The 17,030-nt window shown below is 64.0% G+C and carries 12 protein-coding genes; 4 read left to right on the top strand and 8 right to left on the bottom strand.

Features of this window, described 5'->3' with window-relative positions:
• Positions 1-75 precede the first annotated feature (75 nt).
• Together ldtR and P6U31_RS16830 are read right to left on the bottom strand one after the other, a co-directional pair.
• Positions 76-594: a transcriptional regulator LdtR gene (gene ldtR, locus P6U31_RS16835; RefSeq protein ID WP_018320040.1), complete on the bottom strand. Its 519-nt coding sequence runs from the start codon at positions 592-594 to the stop codon at positions 76-78.
• Between the two features lie 500 nt (positions 595-1,094).
• Positions 1,095-1,592, bottom strand: a complete 498-nt coding sequence (locus tag P6U31_RS16830) for a DUF6163 family protein (protein ID WP_407189490.1) — start codon at positions 1,590-1,592, stop codon at positions 1,095-1,097.
• 123 nt (positions 1,593-1,715) lie between these two features.
• On the opposite strand from P6U31_RS16830, the gene hemB reads away from it, so the two are divergent.
• The 3 genes from hemB (at position 1,716) to P6U31_RS16815 (ending at position 4,571) form a co-directional block, all read left to right on the top strand.
• Entirely contained in the window at positions 1,716-2,777 is a 1,062-nt protein-coding gene (gene hemB / locus P6U31_RS16825; RefSeq protein WP_407189489.1) for a porphobilinogen synthase, read from the top strand.
• Positions 2,778-3,097: 320 nt separating this feature from the next.
• Complete coding sequence (locus P6U31_RS16820) at positions 3,098-3,640, top strand: RDD family protein (RefSeq protein ID WP_407189488.1); 543 nt, start codon at positions 3,098-3,100, stop codon at positions 3,638-3,640.
• Between the two features lie 154 nt (positions 3,641-3,794).
• On the top strand, positions 3,795-4,571 hold the full coding sequence (locus P6U31_RS16815; RefSeq protein ID WP_407189487.1) for an arginyltransferase: 777 nt from the start codon (positions 3,795-3,797) through the stop codon (positions 4,569-4,571).
• An 18-nt stretch (positions 4,572-4,589) separates the two neighbouring features.
• Here P6U31_RS16815 and P6U31_RS16810 read toward each other — a convergent pair whose 3' ends face one another.
• The 5 genes from P6U31_RS16810 to P6U31_RS16790 form a co-directional block, all read right to left on the bottom strand.
• On the bottom strand, positions 4,590-6,068 hold the full coding sequence (locus P6U31_RS16810; protein ID WP_407189486.1) for a Dyp-type peroxidase: 1,479 nt from the start codon (positions 6,066-6,068) through the stop codon (positions 4,590-4,592).
• Entirely contained in the window at positions 6,065-7,870 is a 1,806-nt protein-coding gene (locus P6U31_RS16805; protein ID WP_407189485.1) for a hypothetical protein, read from the bottom strand. The genes P6U31_RS16810 and P6U31_RS16805 overlap by 4 nt, the downstream gene beginning before the upstream one ends.
• A 29-nt stretch (positions 7,871-7,899) precedes the next feature.
• A complete protein-coding gene (locus tag P6U31_RS16800; RefSeq protein ID WP_407189484.1) occupies positions 7,900-9,192 on the bottom strand; it encodes a cytochrome P450 in 1,293 nt (430 codons plus the stop codon).
• A complete protein-coding gene (locus P6U31_RS16795) occupies positions 9,189-12,302 on the bottom strand; it encodes an ATP-binding protein (RefSeq protein WP_407189483.1) in 3,114 nt (1,037 codons plus the stop codon). Before P6U31_RS16795 ends, P6U31_RS16800 begins: the two co-directional genes overlap by 4 nt.
• Positions 12,303-12,841: 539 nt before the next feature.
• Positions 12,842-14,197, bottom strand: a complete 1,356-nt coding sequence (locus P6U31_RS16790; protein WP_407189482.1) for an Nramp family divalent metal transporter — start codon at positions 14,195-14,197, stop codon at positions 12,842-12,844.
• A gap of 167 nt (positions 14,198-14,364) precedes the next feature.
• Between P6U31_RS16790 and P6U31_RS16785 the strand changes: the two genes are divergently transcribed.
• Positions 14,365-15,609, top strand: coding sequence for an MFS transporter (locus tag P6U31_RS16785; RefSeq protein WP_407189481.1), 1,245 nt, complete (start codon positions 14,365-14,367; stop codon positions 15,607-15,609).
• Between the two features lie 114 nt (positions 15,610-15,723).
• On the opposite strand, the gene P6U31_RS16780 is transcribed toward P6U31_RS16785, so the two are convergent.
• Complete coding sequence (locus P6U31_RS16780; protein ID WP_407189480.1) at positions 15,724-16,983, bottom strand: adenylate/guanylate cyclase domain-containing protein; 1,260 nt, start codon at positions 16,981-16,983, stop codon at positions 15,724-15,726.
• Positions 16,984-17,030: the final 47 nt, after the last annotated feature.

The following is a 17,030-nucleotide window of genomic DNA, read 5'->3' as shown; positions in this document are numbered from 1 at the left end:
CTTGGGGAAGTCAGGCACGTTCGGGAGGCTTGCCGGTCTTGTTGAGGGCCGGCTTGGCCTTGATTCCTTGGAAAATCAGAGCCGATACAGGATCTGGTCGGTCCAGAACCGCTCGAGGCGGTGCAGCGACTTGTTGAGGGTCGAGAATTCCTCGCCCGAGATGCCGCCGACCTGCTCCACCGTCTTGACGTGCTTCTGGTAGAGCGCATCGACGATGCGGCGGACTTCCTGTCCCTGCGGGGTCAGGCGGATGCGCACCGAGCGGCGATCGACGCGCGAGCGCTGATGATCAAGGAAGCCGAGCTCGACGAGCTTCTTCAGATTGTAGGAGACGTTGGAGCCGAGATAGTAACCGCGCGTGCGCAGCTCGCCCGCGGTCAGCTCCTTGTCGCCGATGTTATAGAGCAAGAGCGCCTGGACCGAGTTGATGTCCGCCCGGCCACGGCGATCGAATTCGTCCTTGATCACGTCGAGGAGCCGGCGATGCAGCCGCTCCACCAGAGTCAAAGCTTCCAGATAGAGCGACTGCACCGAACCCTGCTGGCCGGAGACGCGCTCTGCGGTATCTGCCGCAGTTGCGACGGCTTTCATCATGACACTTCCCCTGTAGTCGTTTTTATCGACACTTATTCGACGAAACTTGTGTCCCGTCTGATAGGTGCAACTTAAGGGGCGCGTTTGAAGATCGGCTTAAATAAGAGAATAAAGAGATCATGAATTTAAGACAGTGAATTGCGGATTAAGCCTGTGTCACAAGCACTTTTCGAAAGCCTCTGTTGACCTTCGCAAGGTCCTGTTCACCCTCCGTCCGCCGCAACTGTCGCATTCCAGAACAGCCTCGCCCCGTTTCGAAACGCAGGCGTAACAGCTGTGGCGGAACCTTCTGGTCAACGAAAACTTACCGCAAATTTTAGGCAACCAGCGGTCAACCAAACGCGCACAACTCCGCTCTCGTGTCCTGGACGAGCGAAGCGAAGATCCGGACCCGGAAGCCACAAACGAGATGTTGGAGAGATGGGCCCCCGCCTCTAGCGCACCGCTGAAGGCGAGCTGCGTCCGGAGCACGAGAGCATTGTTGATCGCGACGTTGTCGCCTACGGCGGCCGTTCGCGCGCCGCCATCCAGGCGAGCGCAAGATAAGCGGCGAGCATGAACGCCTCGACGCCGACGACGATCAGGCTGCCGCCATAGATGCCCGGGAACATCAGCTCGATCACCGCCATCGAGACCACGGTGGTCAGCCACACGACCGCGCCCCACGGCGTTGCCAGCCACAGCCCGACCGCAGCGACGAGCTCGATCACGGCGAAGTAGACGGTCGCCGCCTGCCAGGCCATCGACTGGTTCTCGAACGCCTCGTCCTCGCCGCCGACGAAGCCCGTCACTTGCGCCCAGTGATAGAGACCTTTCAGGATCGAGAGCAGTGCCATCACCCGCAGGAACAGCACAAGGCGGCGCGTCCAGACATTGTCGTCGGACTCGACCCGCTCCGACGAGAGCGCAGCGACCGAGATGGCGGTCTCTCTGGCGGTGTCTCTAGCAGCGTCCCTGGCGCCGTCGCGGGCCGCATCGCGGGTGGAGATCTCGGACATGGGCCCCTTGTGGCTGCTTCGCCCTGCAAAATCAATCGGCTGCCATCCCTTGCGGCAGGTCAAGCCGCGGTGACGGGAACCGTGCGAGCTGGTATAAGAATAATTCCAGCCGGAGGAAGAGTGATGGCGATCAAATACGGACGTCCGATCGAATTGCGCGAGGTGTCGCGCCGCGAAGGCACGGCGGTGCCCCACGCCCTCGATCTGACCGTCCGCCCCCGCCGCAACCGCAAGGCCGAATGGGCCCGGCGCATGGTGCGAGAGAACGTGCTCACCACTGACGATCTGATCTGGCCGCTGTTTCTGATCGACGGCAACAACGAGCGCGAGCAGGTCGCCTCGATGCCCGGCGTCGAGCGCCTCAGTGTCGATCAGGCCGTGCGCGAGGCCGAGCGCGCGATGAAGCTCACCATCCCCTGCATCGCGCTGTTTCCCTACACCGAGCCGTCCTTGCGCGACGAGGAAGGCTCGGAGGCGACCAACCCGAATAACCTGGTCTGCCAGGCCGTGCGCGCGATCAAGAAGGAGTTTCCGGAGATCGGCGTCCTCTGCGACGTCGCGCTCGATCCCTTCACCAGCCACGGACATGACGGCCTGATCTCAGATGGCAAGATCTTGAACGACGAGACGGTCGCCGTGCTGGTGCGCCAGGCGCTGGTGCAGGCCGAAGCCGGCTGCGACATCATCGCGCCTTCCGACATGATGGACGGCCGCGTTGCCGCGATCCGCGAGGCGCTGGATCGTTCCGGCCTGCTCGACGTGCAGATCATGGCCTATGCCGCCAAATACGCCTCCGCCTTCTACGGCCCGTTCCGCGATGCCATCGGCTCGGCCAAGACGCTCACCGGCGACAAGCGCACCTATCAGATGGACAGCGCCAACACCGACGAGGCGCTGCGCGAGGTCGAGCTCGATATCGCCGAGGGCGCCGACATGGTGATGGTGAAGCCGGGCATGCCTTATCTGGACGTGGTCCGCCGCGTGAAGGACACCTTTGCGATGCCGACCTTCGCCTATCAGGTGTCGGGCGAATACGCGATGATCGCGGCTGCGGCCAACAATGGCTGGCTCGACGGCGAGCGCGCGATGATGGAGAGCCTGCTGGCATTCAAGCGCGCCGGCGCCGACGGGGTACTCAGCTACTTTGCGCCGAAAGCGGCGGAGAAGCTGCGGACGCAAGGGTAAGCTGGCGTAACTCGGTGTCGTCCCTGCGAACGCAGGGACCTATACCGCCTGATAGATCGGTGACGCACGGCCGTCGCGAAGCGCAAACTGCAAGTCTTCGCCAAACTCCTCCCTGTGGTTGTGGATCCCCGCTTTCGCGGGGATGACACCGAGGGTGTGGCGATACATCGGCGCCCCACCGACAGCCCTGCCCTGTCCCGCCCCCGAATCGCCGGAATATTTCGGCTTGTTAATGTCCGTGCGCCCTTGGCATGGAGATGGCCTGTTCCCATGTCCTGCCTCGAGGGTTTTCTCTCTGTTTCCTCTTGGGAGGACGGACGATGTCGTACGACTCGGGCAATTCAGGTGCCTGGCGCAATGATGGCGGGGTGCAACCGCACGCCTACGACCCCGATCTGCACCCGGAACTGTTCCGCGGCGTTGCGACGCGGCGCGCGTTCGCCTTCCTGATCGACATGGTCGTGATCGCGGTGCCGGTGATCCTCGGCTATATCTTCATCGCATTGTTCGGCGTGGTTACGCTCGGCATCGGCTGGGCGCTGTTCTGGCTGGCCTGGCCGGCCTCCGTCATCTGGGCCATCGTCTATTACGGCGCCTGCATCGGCGGTCCTTCCTCGGCCACGATCGGCATGCGCGTGATGGACCTGGAGCTGCGCACCTGGTACGGCGCACCCGGCTATTTCGTGCTCGGCGCCACTCATGCCGTGCTGTTCTGGGTGACGGTATCGTTCCTGTCGCCTTTCGTGGTGCTGGTCGGCCTGTTCAACGGCCGCCGGCGCCTGCTGCACGATTTCGTGCTGGGAACGGTCGTGATCAACAATTCGGTCCGCGCGCCGGTCTCGGAGGCGGCAAGGACCTGGTGAGCCAAGGACTTGGTAAGCCAGGGACTTGGTGAGCAACTGCCTACTAACCAGGACCCGCTAAGCTGATTGCCGATCTGACCTGCCGAGTAGACCGATTGACCGGGAGCTTCCGTAGCGCGATGCTGATACTCACTTCGGAGGCCCACGACGTCCCTTGACCCAGCACTCGCGCGACACCCCCCAATTTTACCTCACGGCGCCCTCGCCCTGCCCGTATCTGCCGGGCCGGCATGAGCGCAAGGTGTTCACGCATCTGGTCGGCGACCGCGCCGGCGACCTCAACGACCTCCTGACCCATGGCGGCTTCCGCCGCAGCCAGTCGATCGCCTACCGGCCGGCCTGCGACCAGTGCCGCGCCTGCGTCTCGGTCCGCGTCGTCGCCAACGAGTTCCGGCCCTCTCGCAATTTCCGCAAGGTGATCGCGCGCAATGCCGATATCATCGGCGAGCAGCGCAGCGCGGTGCCGACCTCCGAGCAATATTCGGTGTTCCGCGCCTATCTCGATGCCCGCCACCGCCACGGCGGCATGGCCGACATGACCGTGCTCGACTACGCCATGATGGTCGAGGACAGCCATGTTGAGACCCGCATCATCGAATACCGCAAGCGCGGCCCCGACAGCGGCCTCACCGGCCGCGGCGAGGAGCTGATCGCGGTGGCGCTCACCGACGTGCTCAGTGACGGCCTGTCGATGGTCTATTCGTTCTTCGAGCCGAGCCAGGTCAGCCGCTCGATGGGCACCTTCATGATCCTCGACCACATCGCGCGCGCCCGCCGCCAAGGGTTGCCTTACGTCTATCTCGGATACTGGATCGAGGGCTCCAAGAAGATGGACTACAAGGCCCGCTTCCTGCCGCAGCAGCGCCTCGCCCCCTCGGGCTGGCTGCGCATCGACGCGCAAGGCGACGTCGCGTCCGAGCCGCAGGATTGAGGTCCGACTTCGCGGCTTTCAGGGGGCCGCAGCTTCGGCCACTTCCGATGTCGCGAACTTTGCAGCCCCCTCCTCACCGAGGATGAATTTGAGCGCCGCAAGTCCGGGCAGGAAGAAGTAGCCTCCCCCGAGCGTCGTCGCGAAGTTCGAAAGGGAGACCTCTCCACCGCTCGGCAGGCCAGGCAAGGACAAGGCCTTCGGGAAGGTCCGTGGGTCGGACGACCCGACGAGCGGATCGTCGGCGTGAAGGTTAACGAAACTCGGATTCCGCGCCCAACGCTGCTGGACGAACTCGAACTGCCGCTCGAGATCCGCATTGCAGGCGATGAAGAAGATGCCCTTGCGCGTCTCGCCGTTACTATCCTCGCGATACGGCCGGCCGCGACGAAGCAGCCTGTGCAGCTTGGTCGACTTGATGCTCGATTTGACGTCGACACCAAGCGTATCCCGCGGATTCGTCCGTCGAATGTGAGCCCCCTTCGGGCATATGAAGCCGTTGGCGTCGTCGACACGATAGCGGAACGCGTCAAGTTCCGAATCCGTTTTTGGGGTGCTCGGATCGTATTTCCACGCGAGCGGCCAGCCATTGTCCTGGCGTCCCATCAGCTTATTGCAGATGTGCTGACCGTTCACCTCCCGAAAACGATCGAACGCCGCCACGTCCTGCTCGATCTGGCGCACGGCAAGGTAGCTTCCGTTCAGGGCAAAATGGCCGCCGGGATGTTTGGCGAGGCCTGAGGCCCCCCACCCCTTAACGTCCGGGCAATAAGTGAGCTCATCATATTCGTTACGATATCCAAGGATGAACTCTCCAGGCTGGACGACGCGGTCGTTATAAAGCGCATCGGGCTCCTTCTTGTCTTTCTCTGACGGGCGCAGTCGGACACCGTCGTCTTGCTTCAATCCCATGATGACGGGCTGTGCCAGGCCGTCGCGAAACCCGAACGCCTCGCGCAATTTCTCTACTTTGTCGCCTTCCAGTTTTCGAAATGAGCAAGGATCGTTATCAATCTGGATGGCGCTGAATATCGTCTCGTCCGGGCGCGAAATGATCGGCCCGACGCCTCTCTCCGTCCATTCGGCAATCAGGACATGTACGGCATCGCCGCTGTCGCCATCAACGTCCGACCAGCGCCATGCGCGGGGATTGTCCCTCAGCAGCAACGCGCGCGCATCGCTGCCCATGCCACTGCGGAAAGGCGTCGGGAATGGATAAAGGGTGTCCTCCACGCATCCGAGCTTTGTTAGTCCGGAAAAACTGAACGCAATCGCGGCAGCCTTCGCGATTGGATGTGTTCTCGATTTCCCGACCTCCTTTGCGTTGGCAATGACGCCGCTCTCTACGAATTTTGCGAGCCACGCCCGGGCCGCCGCCTCCTGCCCGTCCCTGATCGTCAGCAGCCAGAACCGACTGTCTTGCAGCCAGCCGTAGCCACTCCTCAGCATTCCCTGGATGTCATCGAAATGATGCGCGAGATGCGCTGCCGGCGCTTTCATGATTCGATGGCCCTCATGATCAGGTCGTCGTTGGTGTCATTGCGTTCGCCAAACAGAGCGTCGCGCAGTCGGGTCGCGAGGTTGATCTGGTCGACCGACTCCTTGCGGGCGTCGAAGCGGAACATGTGCGGAAGCATGCTGTCGCGCGCATATGATTTGAACTGCAGCTCGCACTTCACGCCCCGGAACACGATGAATCGCGTTGGCGGGAAGCTGCGCGCATGGATGATGGCGGGCTGGCCGATCGCTGCCGAACCACGGGGCTTCAACGTGGTCCACCGCCAGGCGAGGTTGGTCCCGATCGTGGCGCCATTGATGAAATCGTCGAGATAGCCGCCGAAACTGCCATCGTAGTTCGAGCAGAACAGGTAGCGGCGCCCGTCCTCGATGATGTGCCAATGGCCGAAATGAATGCCCGGCGCACTACCCAGCCGGCTCTCGGTGAAGATCACACGTCCAAACAGCGTCACAATGCGCAGCGACACCCGGATCCACCAGGCACTCCAGCCGTTCGGACTGCGGAGATCCGTCAGGCTGACCATATGGGCGGTTTCGCACACCACCAGCCCTTCGCTGTTGTCGATCGATGGATCGACCTGTTGGGCGCGCAGCACAGGCTCTTCATAAGGTTGGAAGAACCAGTTGCCGACTTTCGCGAGATCCTGATTGATCCGGGACAGCAGGCCGACCGCGCAGGTCAACACGACGATCGCAAGAATGATGAAGGCGATGATCTGCCATCCGAGGAATTTGGCAGTCAACGCTTGGTAAGCCTGCACGATCGTCCAGGGCCAGAAGATGAAGGCGAGCGCGAGCGCGATGAGAGCACAAGCGATCGGCACGCTGAGCAACAGGCCGATCCGATAGGTAAGCCATGACGACCAAGTCTCCGCCGGCCGGTCGAGCTCGCGCCCGACGCTCTCCAGCCAGCGTCGCCATGTCCTGGAAAGGGCTGGCAGAGCGATCAGGAACAGCCATACCAAGAACCCGAGCCCGAGCAGCGCAAGTACGCTGCGGATACTGACGCCAAGCACCCAGCAACTGGCCACTGAAATGAAGGCCACAACGTCCGTCACGCCGGAATAAGGCGGCCCAAACAACCACGTGTAGATCCCAAGCGCACCGCGCGGCACTGCGCCGACCAGCCACACTGCGGTCAGCCACAACACGAACAGCGTCAGCACGTAGCCGATTTTTGCGGAGATGCTTGCGCCTTTGCCGCGCCAGTACGACCGCGGCGCCGGATCCAGTGCCCAGCGGAAACGAGGATTCTGAAATGCCCGTTGGGCGAGCGCCAGCGCGAACGCAGAGCGATCATCGCCATACAGCATGGCTTGCTTCATGGCCCGCGCCTCGTCTCGCGTCCATTCAAGCAGCTCCTGCTCCTTCTCGATCTGCCGGGCCGTTCGGTCACGGGCGCCGATGAAGCCGCCATCAGCGATGCTGAGATGCTTCATCAACATCTTGTGGAGCTTGTCGTTGCGTTCGCTGCGCAGCGCTGTGGCATCGCCCGGCCAGAAGGAGCTGTACAGCGACCACATCGCCTCGCTCCAATGGTAGACGAGCCGGTAGATCATATCGTAGGGATCGATCCCCTCTTCGATCGCGAGCTCGAGCATCAACCACGGCCTCTTGTCGCTTGCGTCGGCCCTCGCCGGCAGCAACGCGAGGGAGGCGAACTGGACCACCTCGACGTCTCGGAACAGAGAGTACAGCCCGTTGGAAACGGGGCTGCCTTCCGAAAGATCGGTCGTGCCGTTCCAGCCCGGCACTACGATGCAGATCATCTGCTGGCGGACCATCTTGAGCATGCCCGTCCTCCTCCCGCCCGCTAGATGAAACTCACGCGCATTCGCGACATCAGCGGTCCGTCATAGGTGATGGGCTTGCCCTCACCCCGCGCCAGCTGCAGCTCGGGCAGGATCAACAGGCCGATCAGCGCGCTGGTCAGGATCTCGACCGCGTAAACCATGGCCGGACACTGACGCGTGCCATATCCGAACATCAGCCAGCGCAGATCTTGGTTCGCGCCCCAGTTGCGCGCCGGAGAAAATCGGCTGATGTCTTTGTCTATCGCGGTATCGAACATTGCGGCGATCCCCCAGATCGCCATCTTTCCGCCGGCGGGGCACTTGGCATTGTGCCGCGCACCCGTCTCGAATTCCGTGTCGCGCGGCACATCGCGCGCGAGCAGCGGAAAAATCGGGCGGAAACGCAAAAGTTCGAGGACATGATCTTGCACCAGCTTGCGGAAGGCCTTGTCCTCCCAAATCTGGTTCGAACCCGTTTTCAGGAGCTGCTGCGCCTGCTCGCGCAATGCCTTATGAACATCGGGACGCCCCAGCAGCTCTTGCACGGCGAGCGCCCCCGACTGCACGGTGACCGGATGCGATATCCAGGCGAGGCCGACCGCGTTCCGCTTGATGACATTAAACGGACAGGACGTCCCCCATGCGAGCTGAATGTCGTTGCCCACGCCGGCGATACGCGATCTCAGTGCGTCAGCGTTGAGTTCAGCCCTGCGCTGCACCCTCAGCGTCGCCGAGCTGCCAGCCAGGAGTTGCCCCGCCACATAGCGGATCTCGAGGAGATATTGCCGCTGCAGCCCGGGATCATCGAGGCTTCCGGTCGCGCCCGCTGCCACCCTGTTGGTCGCCTCCCCGAACAAGGGATGCATAGCTCGAAACACGATCCACATCAGGTAATCCTCGATGAGATCGAACGATTTGTTCTTGCCGATCGGCCGGAGCTTCTCAACGTAGTCTCGGGCCGCAAGATCGGCCGCGGCGGGCAATGTCGTGTCCAGGACAGCCAACCGACCATCCAGCAGAAGCCTGTCCGCCTTGTATGTGGCGTCGGGATCCATGCCGATCAGATAGTCCCCAGCCGACAGGTTCGCCGCGTGCGCGGTGTTGGAGAAACTGTTCGGCCTGGTCAGCACCTTTTTGACAGCGTCGGCCCGGGCCGCCACGCCTAACCAGCCGCCGACGAACGGCCAATGCCGAAGCACCGCACCGACCGCGCGCAAAGCGCCCGGATGGCGATTGGCCCAACAGAAGATCGCGTAGGTGAGGCGGCGTAGCCCCGGCGGCATTGCATCAGGAGTGCCAGCTGAAAGTTTCATGCTGCATGCCCATCCTTGCGCCAATCTGCGAGGGCCGCGGCGGCCCGTGTTTGATAGTGAGGCATGCCCAGACGCTCCGCGGCCTCCGCGACTCGCCTGAAATGCGCTTCGGCGCCGGCCGTATCGCCGGCATGCCGCAAGGTCTCCGCAAGCTCGTACAGAGCTTCGGTCTGGTGGCCGTATTCCTCGGCGGCCTGCTCGACGGCCTTGCGGCCGGTGGCAATCGCATCGTCCAACCGACCGAGCTTGCGATAGGCGACCCCGAGGCTCACGCGCATGAACGTTCTGCCGTAGCGACCGGCCGCCTCGTAGATCCGATCGGCGAACCCCTTCTCCAGCATCGTCACCGCTTCGGCGGCCTTGCCGTTGTGCGCCAGCGCGCTGCCCAGAACGCCGGTGCAGACCGAAAGCATGGTCAGGACGTTGTGCGTCATGCATTGCTGCACGCCCGTGCGCATCACGGACTCGGCCCGATCGAGCTCCCCGCTCTCGATCCAGATCTGCGACTGCACGGTATCGATCAGCAGACGGGAATAGGGATGATTGATGTTCGACAGGATCTCGTAGGCCTTGGCGCAGAATGCGTGGGCGGTGGCGCTATCCCCCAGCCGCCAGAGCGTGCTGGCATGAAACGCATACAGATTGACGATGGGAATAGCGGCCCATCCGGGCTGGACGACATGCCCTGACAGCTCCGGTCCGTAGTCGGAGAGCAGAACCCGGCCTTCCACGGCGGCCTCGGCATATCGACCGAGAGCATGGAGGTTCATCAGGCGGGTCTGGTGCGCCGCCATCATCATGTAACGGCGCTGCGCCAGGCGAGCCGCATCGAGCCCCTGTGAGGCATACCGCAGACCTTGCTCGAAGCGTCCGCGCATCCAAAGGAACACCGCCGTCTCGGTCGACACTGCCGCCCGCGCGCGCTGATCGTTCAGTTGCACAGCGATAGCTTCCGCGCGCTCCATATTGCTGAAGATGTCGTCGATCTGGCCGAGAGCCAGCATCGCTCCGATCGCCTCCAGCCGAAGTGCGAGCTCGAGGGTCTGCGCAATCGAGGCGTCATCGACACGGCGGGCCGCCTGAAGACCTCTGTCGAACAGTTGAAGGGCTTCCTGATTGGCCGAGCGCGAGATGGCACGCGCCATCGACTTGACCGTGAATCTCGCCGCCTGCTCCCATTCCTCCCCTTTGAAGGCATGGTGCGCCAGCGCCGGCGCAACATCCGCTTCGCTTGCCCCCGGCTGCGCATGCAGCGCCAGGAAGGCCTGTCGATGCAGCGCCTTGAGTCGCGCGCGCGTGAGGGCGCCGAGCACGACATCGCGCACCAATGCGTGGCGAAACGCGAACACATGCTGCTCGAGCTGCCCGCGCGCCTGATCCGGCCCGGCGAGCAATCCGGATGCAACGCACAGACCCAGCAATTCTTCGGCACGCCCAAGATCGACGGCCTGCATCGCCGCGATCAGTTCGCGCGTGATGGGATCGCCAAGGATCGCAGCGGCCTCGAGCGCGGACTTGGCAGCTTCGGGCAGGCGGTCGACGCGCGCGCTGATCACCGCGGCGATGGAGCCCGGCACACGCAGATCCCCCGGCGGCCTCTGCAGGCGGTACGCACCCGGCGTTCCCTCGAGCGAACCGTCGTCGATCAGCGTAATGACCAACTGCTCCAGAAAGAAGGGATTGCCGTCGGCGCGTCCGACCAATTCGTTCATGACGCCGAGCACGGATAGATCATCGCCCAGCAAAGCGCGCGCAAGCCTGAGCATTTCGCCGTCGCGCAGAGGCTCGATCACCCGCTCTGCAAACCAAGGCGCCTGCCGCCACTGATGGTCGAAATCGGGGCGATAGCTGACACAAACGAGGATCGGCAGTCCCTGGAGCTTTGGAAGCAGAGCCTCGAACAACCGCCGGCTCTCGCGATCGGCCAGGAACACGTCCTCGAGCACGAGCACGAACGGGCCCGCCTCGGTACGTCTGCGCACGAGCCACAGCAATGCGTCGCCTATTCGGCGCCGCCGCTGCGCCGGGTTCAGCTCCAGCCAAGCCTGGTCCGGCGCTGCCAGCCCCAAGAGGTCATTGACCGCGGCGAGATGGGCGGCGCCCTCGGCGGGCCATTTGGCAGCCAGGGTCTGCTTGACGGATTCCGCGTCTGTCCCGCTCGTTTGCGGCAGGTCGGCAAGGCTCGCGATCAGGTCCGCGGCGGTGCTGTAGGCGCGAGCGCTCGCATAACCTCTCGCCTGCGCAACGCAGACCTGCATGCCGCGGCTTGCGAGCGCGGCGATCCAGTCGGCGATCAAGCGGGATTTGCCGATCCCGGCATCGCCGCACAGCCCGATCGTTCGCATCGCGCCGGAGCGAGCGATATCGACGTCCCCGGCCAGGATCCGCAACACCTCCTCGCGGCCGATCAGAGGCGCCCAGCGCTCCTTGCGCGTCAGCGGCGCCGCTGCCGAACTTTCGGTGGCGACTATGACCTCATGGAGTTCGACCGGATCATCCAGCCCTCGGACCGACCGCGTCCCCACCGGCCGCGTGTCGATCTGTTGCGCGACAAGGCGCTGGGTTGCGGCGCTGATCAGAATGCCGCCGGGCGGAGCCATCTTTTCGAGCCGCGATGCAAGGTGAATGGTCTTGCCGTCCGCACCGTAGTGCGACCAACCATATTGGCCGACGACACCGACCAGGACCTCGCCCGAATTGATGCCGACGCGCAGCATCGGGCTGGCCACGCCCTGAACCTCGTGGCCGGGAATGCTTGCTCTCTGCATCTTGAGAGCGGCAAGGCACGCCCGCAGGGCGTGATCCTCCTGGGCCACGGGCGCGCCGAACAAGGCGACGAGCCCATCGCCCAGCAACTGGCTGACCGTACCGCCATAGGTCCCGACCGCCTCGGCCAAGTGGTTCAGCGCCCTGCCGAGATAGTTGCGGGATTCCTCGGGGTCGGAGTGCTGGAGCAGTGATGTCGAGTCGCAGACGTCGACGAACAGAACGCTGACCTGCTTGTTTTCGGTCAGCATCTGTGACCAAACCGCGACATGATCATGCAGCGGAATGACCCGCGCCGCGCCGTCAGCTGCGCTGGCAGGCGACGGAGCGGACAGCTGCTCCACGGCGCGATCGAGGCGCGCGCCGCATTGAGAGCAGAAGCGATGCTCGCGAGTAATTCGGGCTGAACACGCAGGACACTTGGTCACGGCAGCACACGCTCATCAATGACTTCAACACAGCAATCAACGCATCCTGGCCTGATCATCGTCCCCTCCCCGGACGTGAACACGCGCAGTCAAATCACTTCAGCAAACCAATGGCCTCACCACTGGCTCCATGCGCCGACCTAGACGCTCAACCTTTAAACGTATCCGGAGAAAATGCGATCGGCGCACTTACTCCGGCACGGGACCGCCGATTATCCCGCGGGGAGAAAAATCAAACCTGAAAAATACAGGGTCATAACAGGGCCTATTTGCAATGTGCGGCCTATCAGCAATTGAAGGTAGTATACCCTCTTCACACCAATTGAAAAGCGCTAGTTCGTCGGCTCACGACGAAAGCCCCCGGTCACCGAGCGGCACGGATTTCCGAAGGGCTGATCAGAGTTCGCGCGAAACGTGCATGGCCGGGCTGTAAGGTCAACGCGGCCGCCCTGCGCTCATCCAAACAATATGTCGAACAACAGCTTCAAGTTCAGGATCACAATCACGCTTGCGACGATCCACGCGATCGCCGCGACGGATCTCGGTATCGCGAACTTGCCCATCTTGCGACGGTCGGAGACGAAGCGGACCAGCGGGATGACGGCGAAGGGCAACTGCATCGACAGCACGACCTGGCTGAACACCAGCAAATCCGCCGTGCCGCGCTCGCCATAGATTGCGGTGACGACGATCACGGGAATGATGGCGATGCCACGCGTGAGCAGGCGACGCGCCCAGCTCGGCAGGCGCAGGTCGAGAAACCCTTCCATCACGATCTGGCCGGCGAGCGTCGCGGTCACCGTCGAGTTCAGGCCGGAGGCGAGCAGCGCCACCGCGAACAGCGTCGAGGCGATGCCGAGCCCCAGCAGCGGCGACAACAGCTCGAACGCCTGGCCGATCTCGGCGACATCCGAATGGCCGCTCTTGTGGAATGTCGCCGCGGCGACGACGAGGATGGCGGCATTGATGAACAGCGCCAGCATCAGCGCGATGGTCGAATCCGTCGTTGCCCATTTGATCGCTTCGCGCCGGCCCGTATCGTTGCGCGCATAGGCGCGCGTCTGCACGATCGAGGAATGCAGATAGAGATTGTGCGGCATTACCGTCGCGCCGATGATTCCGATCGCGATGTAGAGCATTTCGGGGTTGGTGAAGATCTCGGCCTTGGGCATGAAGCCCTGCAGGACCGCCGCCAGCGGCGGCGCGGCGGCGGCGATCTGGACCGCGAAACAAACCGCGATCACCGCAAGCAGCGCGATGACGAAGGCTTCGAGGAAGCGGAAGCCGCGGTTCATCAGCAATAGCAGCAGGAAGGCATCGAGCGCTGCGAGCAGCGCGCCGCCGATCAGGGGAATGCCGAACAGGAGCTTGAGCGCGATGGCAGTCCCGATGACCTCGGCGAGATCGCAGGCGATGATCGCTGCCTCACAAGCCAGCCAGAGCAGGAAGTTCACCGCCGGCGAATAGGTGGCGCGGCACGCCTGTGCGAGGTCGCGGTCGGTGACGATGCCGAGCCGCGCCGCCAGCGACTGCAGCAGGATCGCCATCAAATTCGAGAGCAGGATGACGGAGAGCAGCGTGTAGCCGAACTTCGAGCCGCCGGCGAGGTCGGTCGCCCAATTGCCGGGGTCCATGTAGCCGACCGAGACGAGATAGCCCGGGCCGACGAAGGCGAGCAGCCGCCGCCACCAGCGGCCCGCGGCCGGGATGGCGACCGTGGCATTGACCTCAGCGAGGCTCTTGGTGGCGGGCGCATCAGCGCGCCAGCCGGCGGCGGTGTCGGGGGTCAAATCGGGCGATCGGGCATCCATGCCGGCAGAATACCCGAGTTCATTCTTATTGCAACTCATTTGCAACTGCATCTAGCGGCATGCGTTCCCGTCCCGGCCGCTGTTGGTCGCCCTGTCGGAAAGCGGGTGGGTTTGGGGACCGCAAGAGCCGAATACTGGCGCCAAATCGACTTTGCAGGAAATGAGCCATGTCAACGCCTCCTCGTCTGCCCGACACCTTTGGCCGGCTCGCCTGGTCCAATCTCGCAGCGCAGTCGGCCGAGCAGATCGCCTTGGCGGCAGCCCCCATCGTCGCCGTGCTCACGCTCGGCGTCGCGGAAGGCCGGACCGGCCTGTTGCAGACCGCGCTGACCCTGCCCTTCGTGCTGTTCGCAATTCCTGCCGGCCTGCTCGCCGACCGCATCTCGCGCCGCTCGCTGATGGCGGGGGCCGAGGCGCTGCGGGCTGCGGCGCTCGGGACAATCGTGCTGCTGCTTGCGCTCGGCGCGCTCAATCTGCCGCTGCTGGCGCTGCTCGGCTTCACTGCTGTGTGCGGCACGGTCGTCTACAGCGTGGCCGCGCCGGCGCTGGTGCCCTCGCTCGTGAGCGCGGAGCTATTGCCGGCGGCAAATGCGCGGATCGAGCTTGCGCGCACCATCGCCTTTGCCAGCGGCCCCGCGCTCGGCGGCGCGCTGGTCGGCTGGTGGGGCGCGAGCCCGGCCTTCGGTTTCGCCGCAGCGCTCTCGGCCATCGCCGTCGTGCTGCTCTCCGGCATCTACGAGCCCGTGCGTGCCCCCGCGCCGCGCCGCCACCCGCTCCAGGAGATCCGCGAAGGCGCAGCCTTCGTGTTTCACCATCCGCTGCTACGGCCGGTGTTCATCACCCAGTTCATCTTCAACACCGGCTGGTTCCTGCAGATTGCCGTGTTCGTGCCCTACGCCGTGCGCCATCTCGGCCTGACTGCCGCGGGCGTCGGCACGGTGCTGACCATGTACGGCATCGGCATGGTGATTGGCGCGTTGTTCGCAACCCGCGTGATGCGGCGCATCAGCTTCGGCACCGTGGTCGGTCTCGGCCCCATCACCGGCTTCATTGCCGCGGTGGTGATGGCGCTGACGGTGCCGGCCCCCTCGCCGTGGCTTGCCGCCTTGAGTTTCTTCCTGCTCGGCGTCGGCCCGATCCTCTGGGTGATCTCGACCACGACGCTGCGCCAGTCGGTAACGCCGCCGCGCCTCTTGGGACGCGTCTCCGCCATCAACATCATGAGCTACGGCGCCCGCCCGCTCGGCTCGGCCCTCGGTGCAATCGTCGGCGGGTTCTGGAGCGCGGAAGCGTGCCTCTATCTGGCGGCCGCCGTGTTCGGCCTGCAGGCGCTGGTGATCTGGCTATCACCGGCCGTGGCGCTCGACCGGCAGCCGGAGATGGTGGGGGATGAAGCGGCGGTGCGGTGCTAGCCACAACCGTCATTGCGAGGAGCTCGTCGCGACGAAGCAATCCAGGATCTCTCCGCGGAAACGGTCTGGATTGCTTCGCTGCTCGCAATGACGGAACAAGTTGAAACACCCTCTCTAATTCGCCAGATAACGCTCATAACTCCCCGTCACCGGCTCGCTCGCATCGACGTCGGGGTCCAGCGTGTAGAGGTCCTGCGCGCGGCCGATGCCGCGCAGCGCGTAGCGGCCGGTTGAGACCAGATAGCGGCGTCCGGCGGCATCGAGGCCCTTGTAGAATTCGGATGACGCCAGCAATTCGCGATCGACCGAGCGGCTCATCGCGGCGATACGGCTGACCTCGTTGACGGTGGGGCCGACCACCGTGAAGTCGAGCCGGTCATCGCTGCCGATATTGCCGTAGAAAACCTGGCCGACATGCAGGCCGATATAGGCCGACGTCGTCGGACGGCCCTCCGCCGCCCGGCGGGCATTCAGCGCCGCGATGTTCTTGCGGAACAGATGCTCGGCACGGAGCGCAGCACGGCGCGCATCCGCCATGTCCTCGCCCCAGAACATCGCGAGCACGCCGTCGCCGATCAGCTTCAGCACATCGCCGCCGGCGCCGTGGATCGCATCGATCACGGCCTGCGCATAGTCGTTGAGGAACGGAATGATCTCGTCGGGGCCGATGCTCTCGCTGATGGCGGTCGAGCCGCGCAGATCCGAATACCAGAGCACCGCGTTGATGCGCTCGGTGACGCCGCGCGAGATTCGTCCCCGCAGGACCTGCTCGGAGGCGTCGCGGCCGAGATAGACGCGGCCGAGCGTGCGCACGATATCGACCTGCTGCGCCGACTTGATCGCGAGGCCGAGCACCGGCACGAGATCGCGGAGCGCGGCAAGCTCGGCCTCGGTAAAACCGGCATCCCGCCGCGTCGTCCAATAGGAATAGAGGCAGTCCATCTGCCCGAGCGCGCCGGTCTCGCCGAAGCGGTGCACGAAGGCCAGAAAATGCCGATGCCCGTTTTCGGCGAGGTCGCCGATCTGCGAGAAATCCAGCGACGGCGCCTCGGCGAGGTCGATCACCATCTCGTCGTGGCCATGCTCGAGCAAATGATAGAACACCGAGCGGCGCCAGTTCTTGGCCGCGTCGCCCTCCGCCGTCGAGCCGTATTCGATGACGTCGCTCTCGTTGCTCGGCGTGTCGCTCCAGCGGAAAGCGCGGCCCTCATAGATCGGATGCAGCGTGTCGATGACGACGAGGCCGCGCGACAGGTCGAGCCCTTGGGCGCGGCAGCGCTCGCAGAACCCGCGCAGCAGCTCGGGTTCGGGCAGGCCAGTCAGGCCCTGGCTGGCCAACCAGTTCATCAATTCGAGGCGCGAGGATAATTGCATGCGCCATTATGGCGTGCATTCGTGACCAACAAAAGGCCGCGCGGGAC

It is taken from the genome of Bradyrhizobium centrosematis, from assembly GCF_045571495.1.
GTDB classification, from domain to species: domain Bacteria; phylum Pseudomonadota; class Alphaproteobacteria; order Rhizobiales; family Xanthobacteraceae; genus Bradyrhizobium; species Bradyrhizobium centrosematis.
This window is presented reverse-complemented; position numbering and strand designations above follow the sequence as displayed.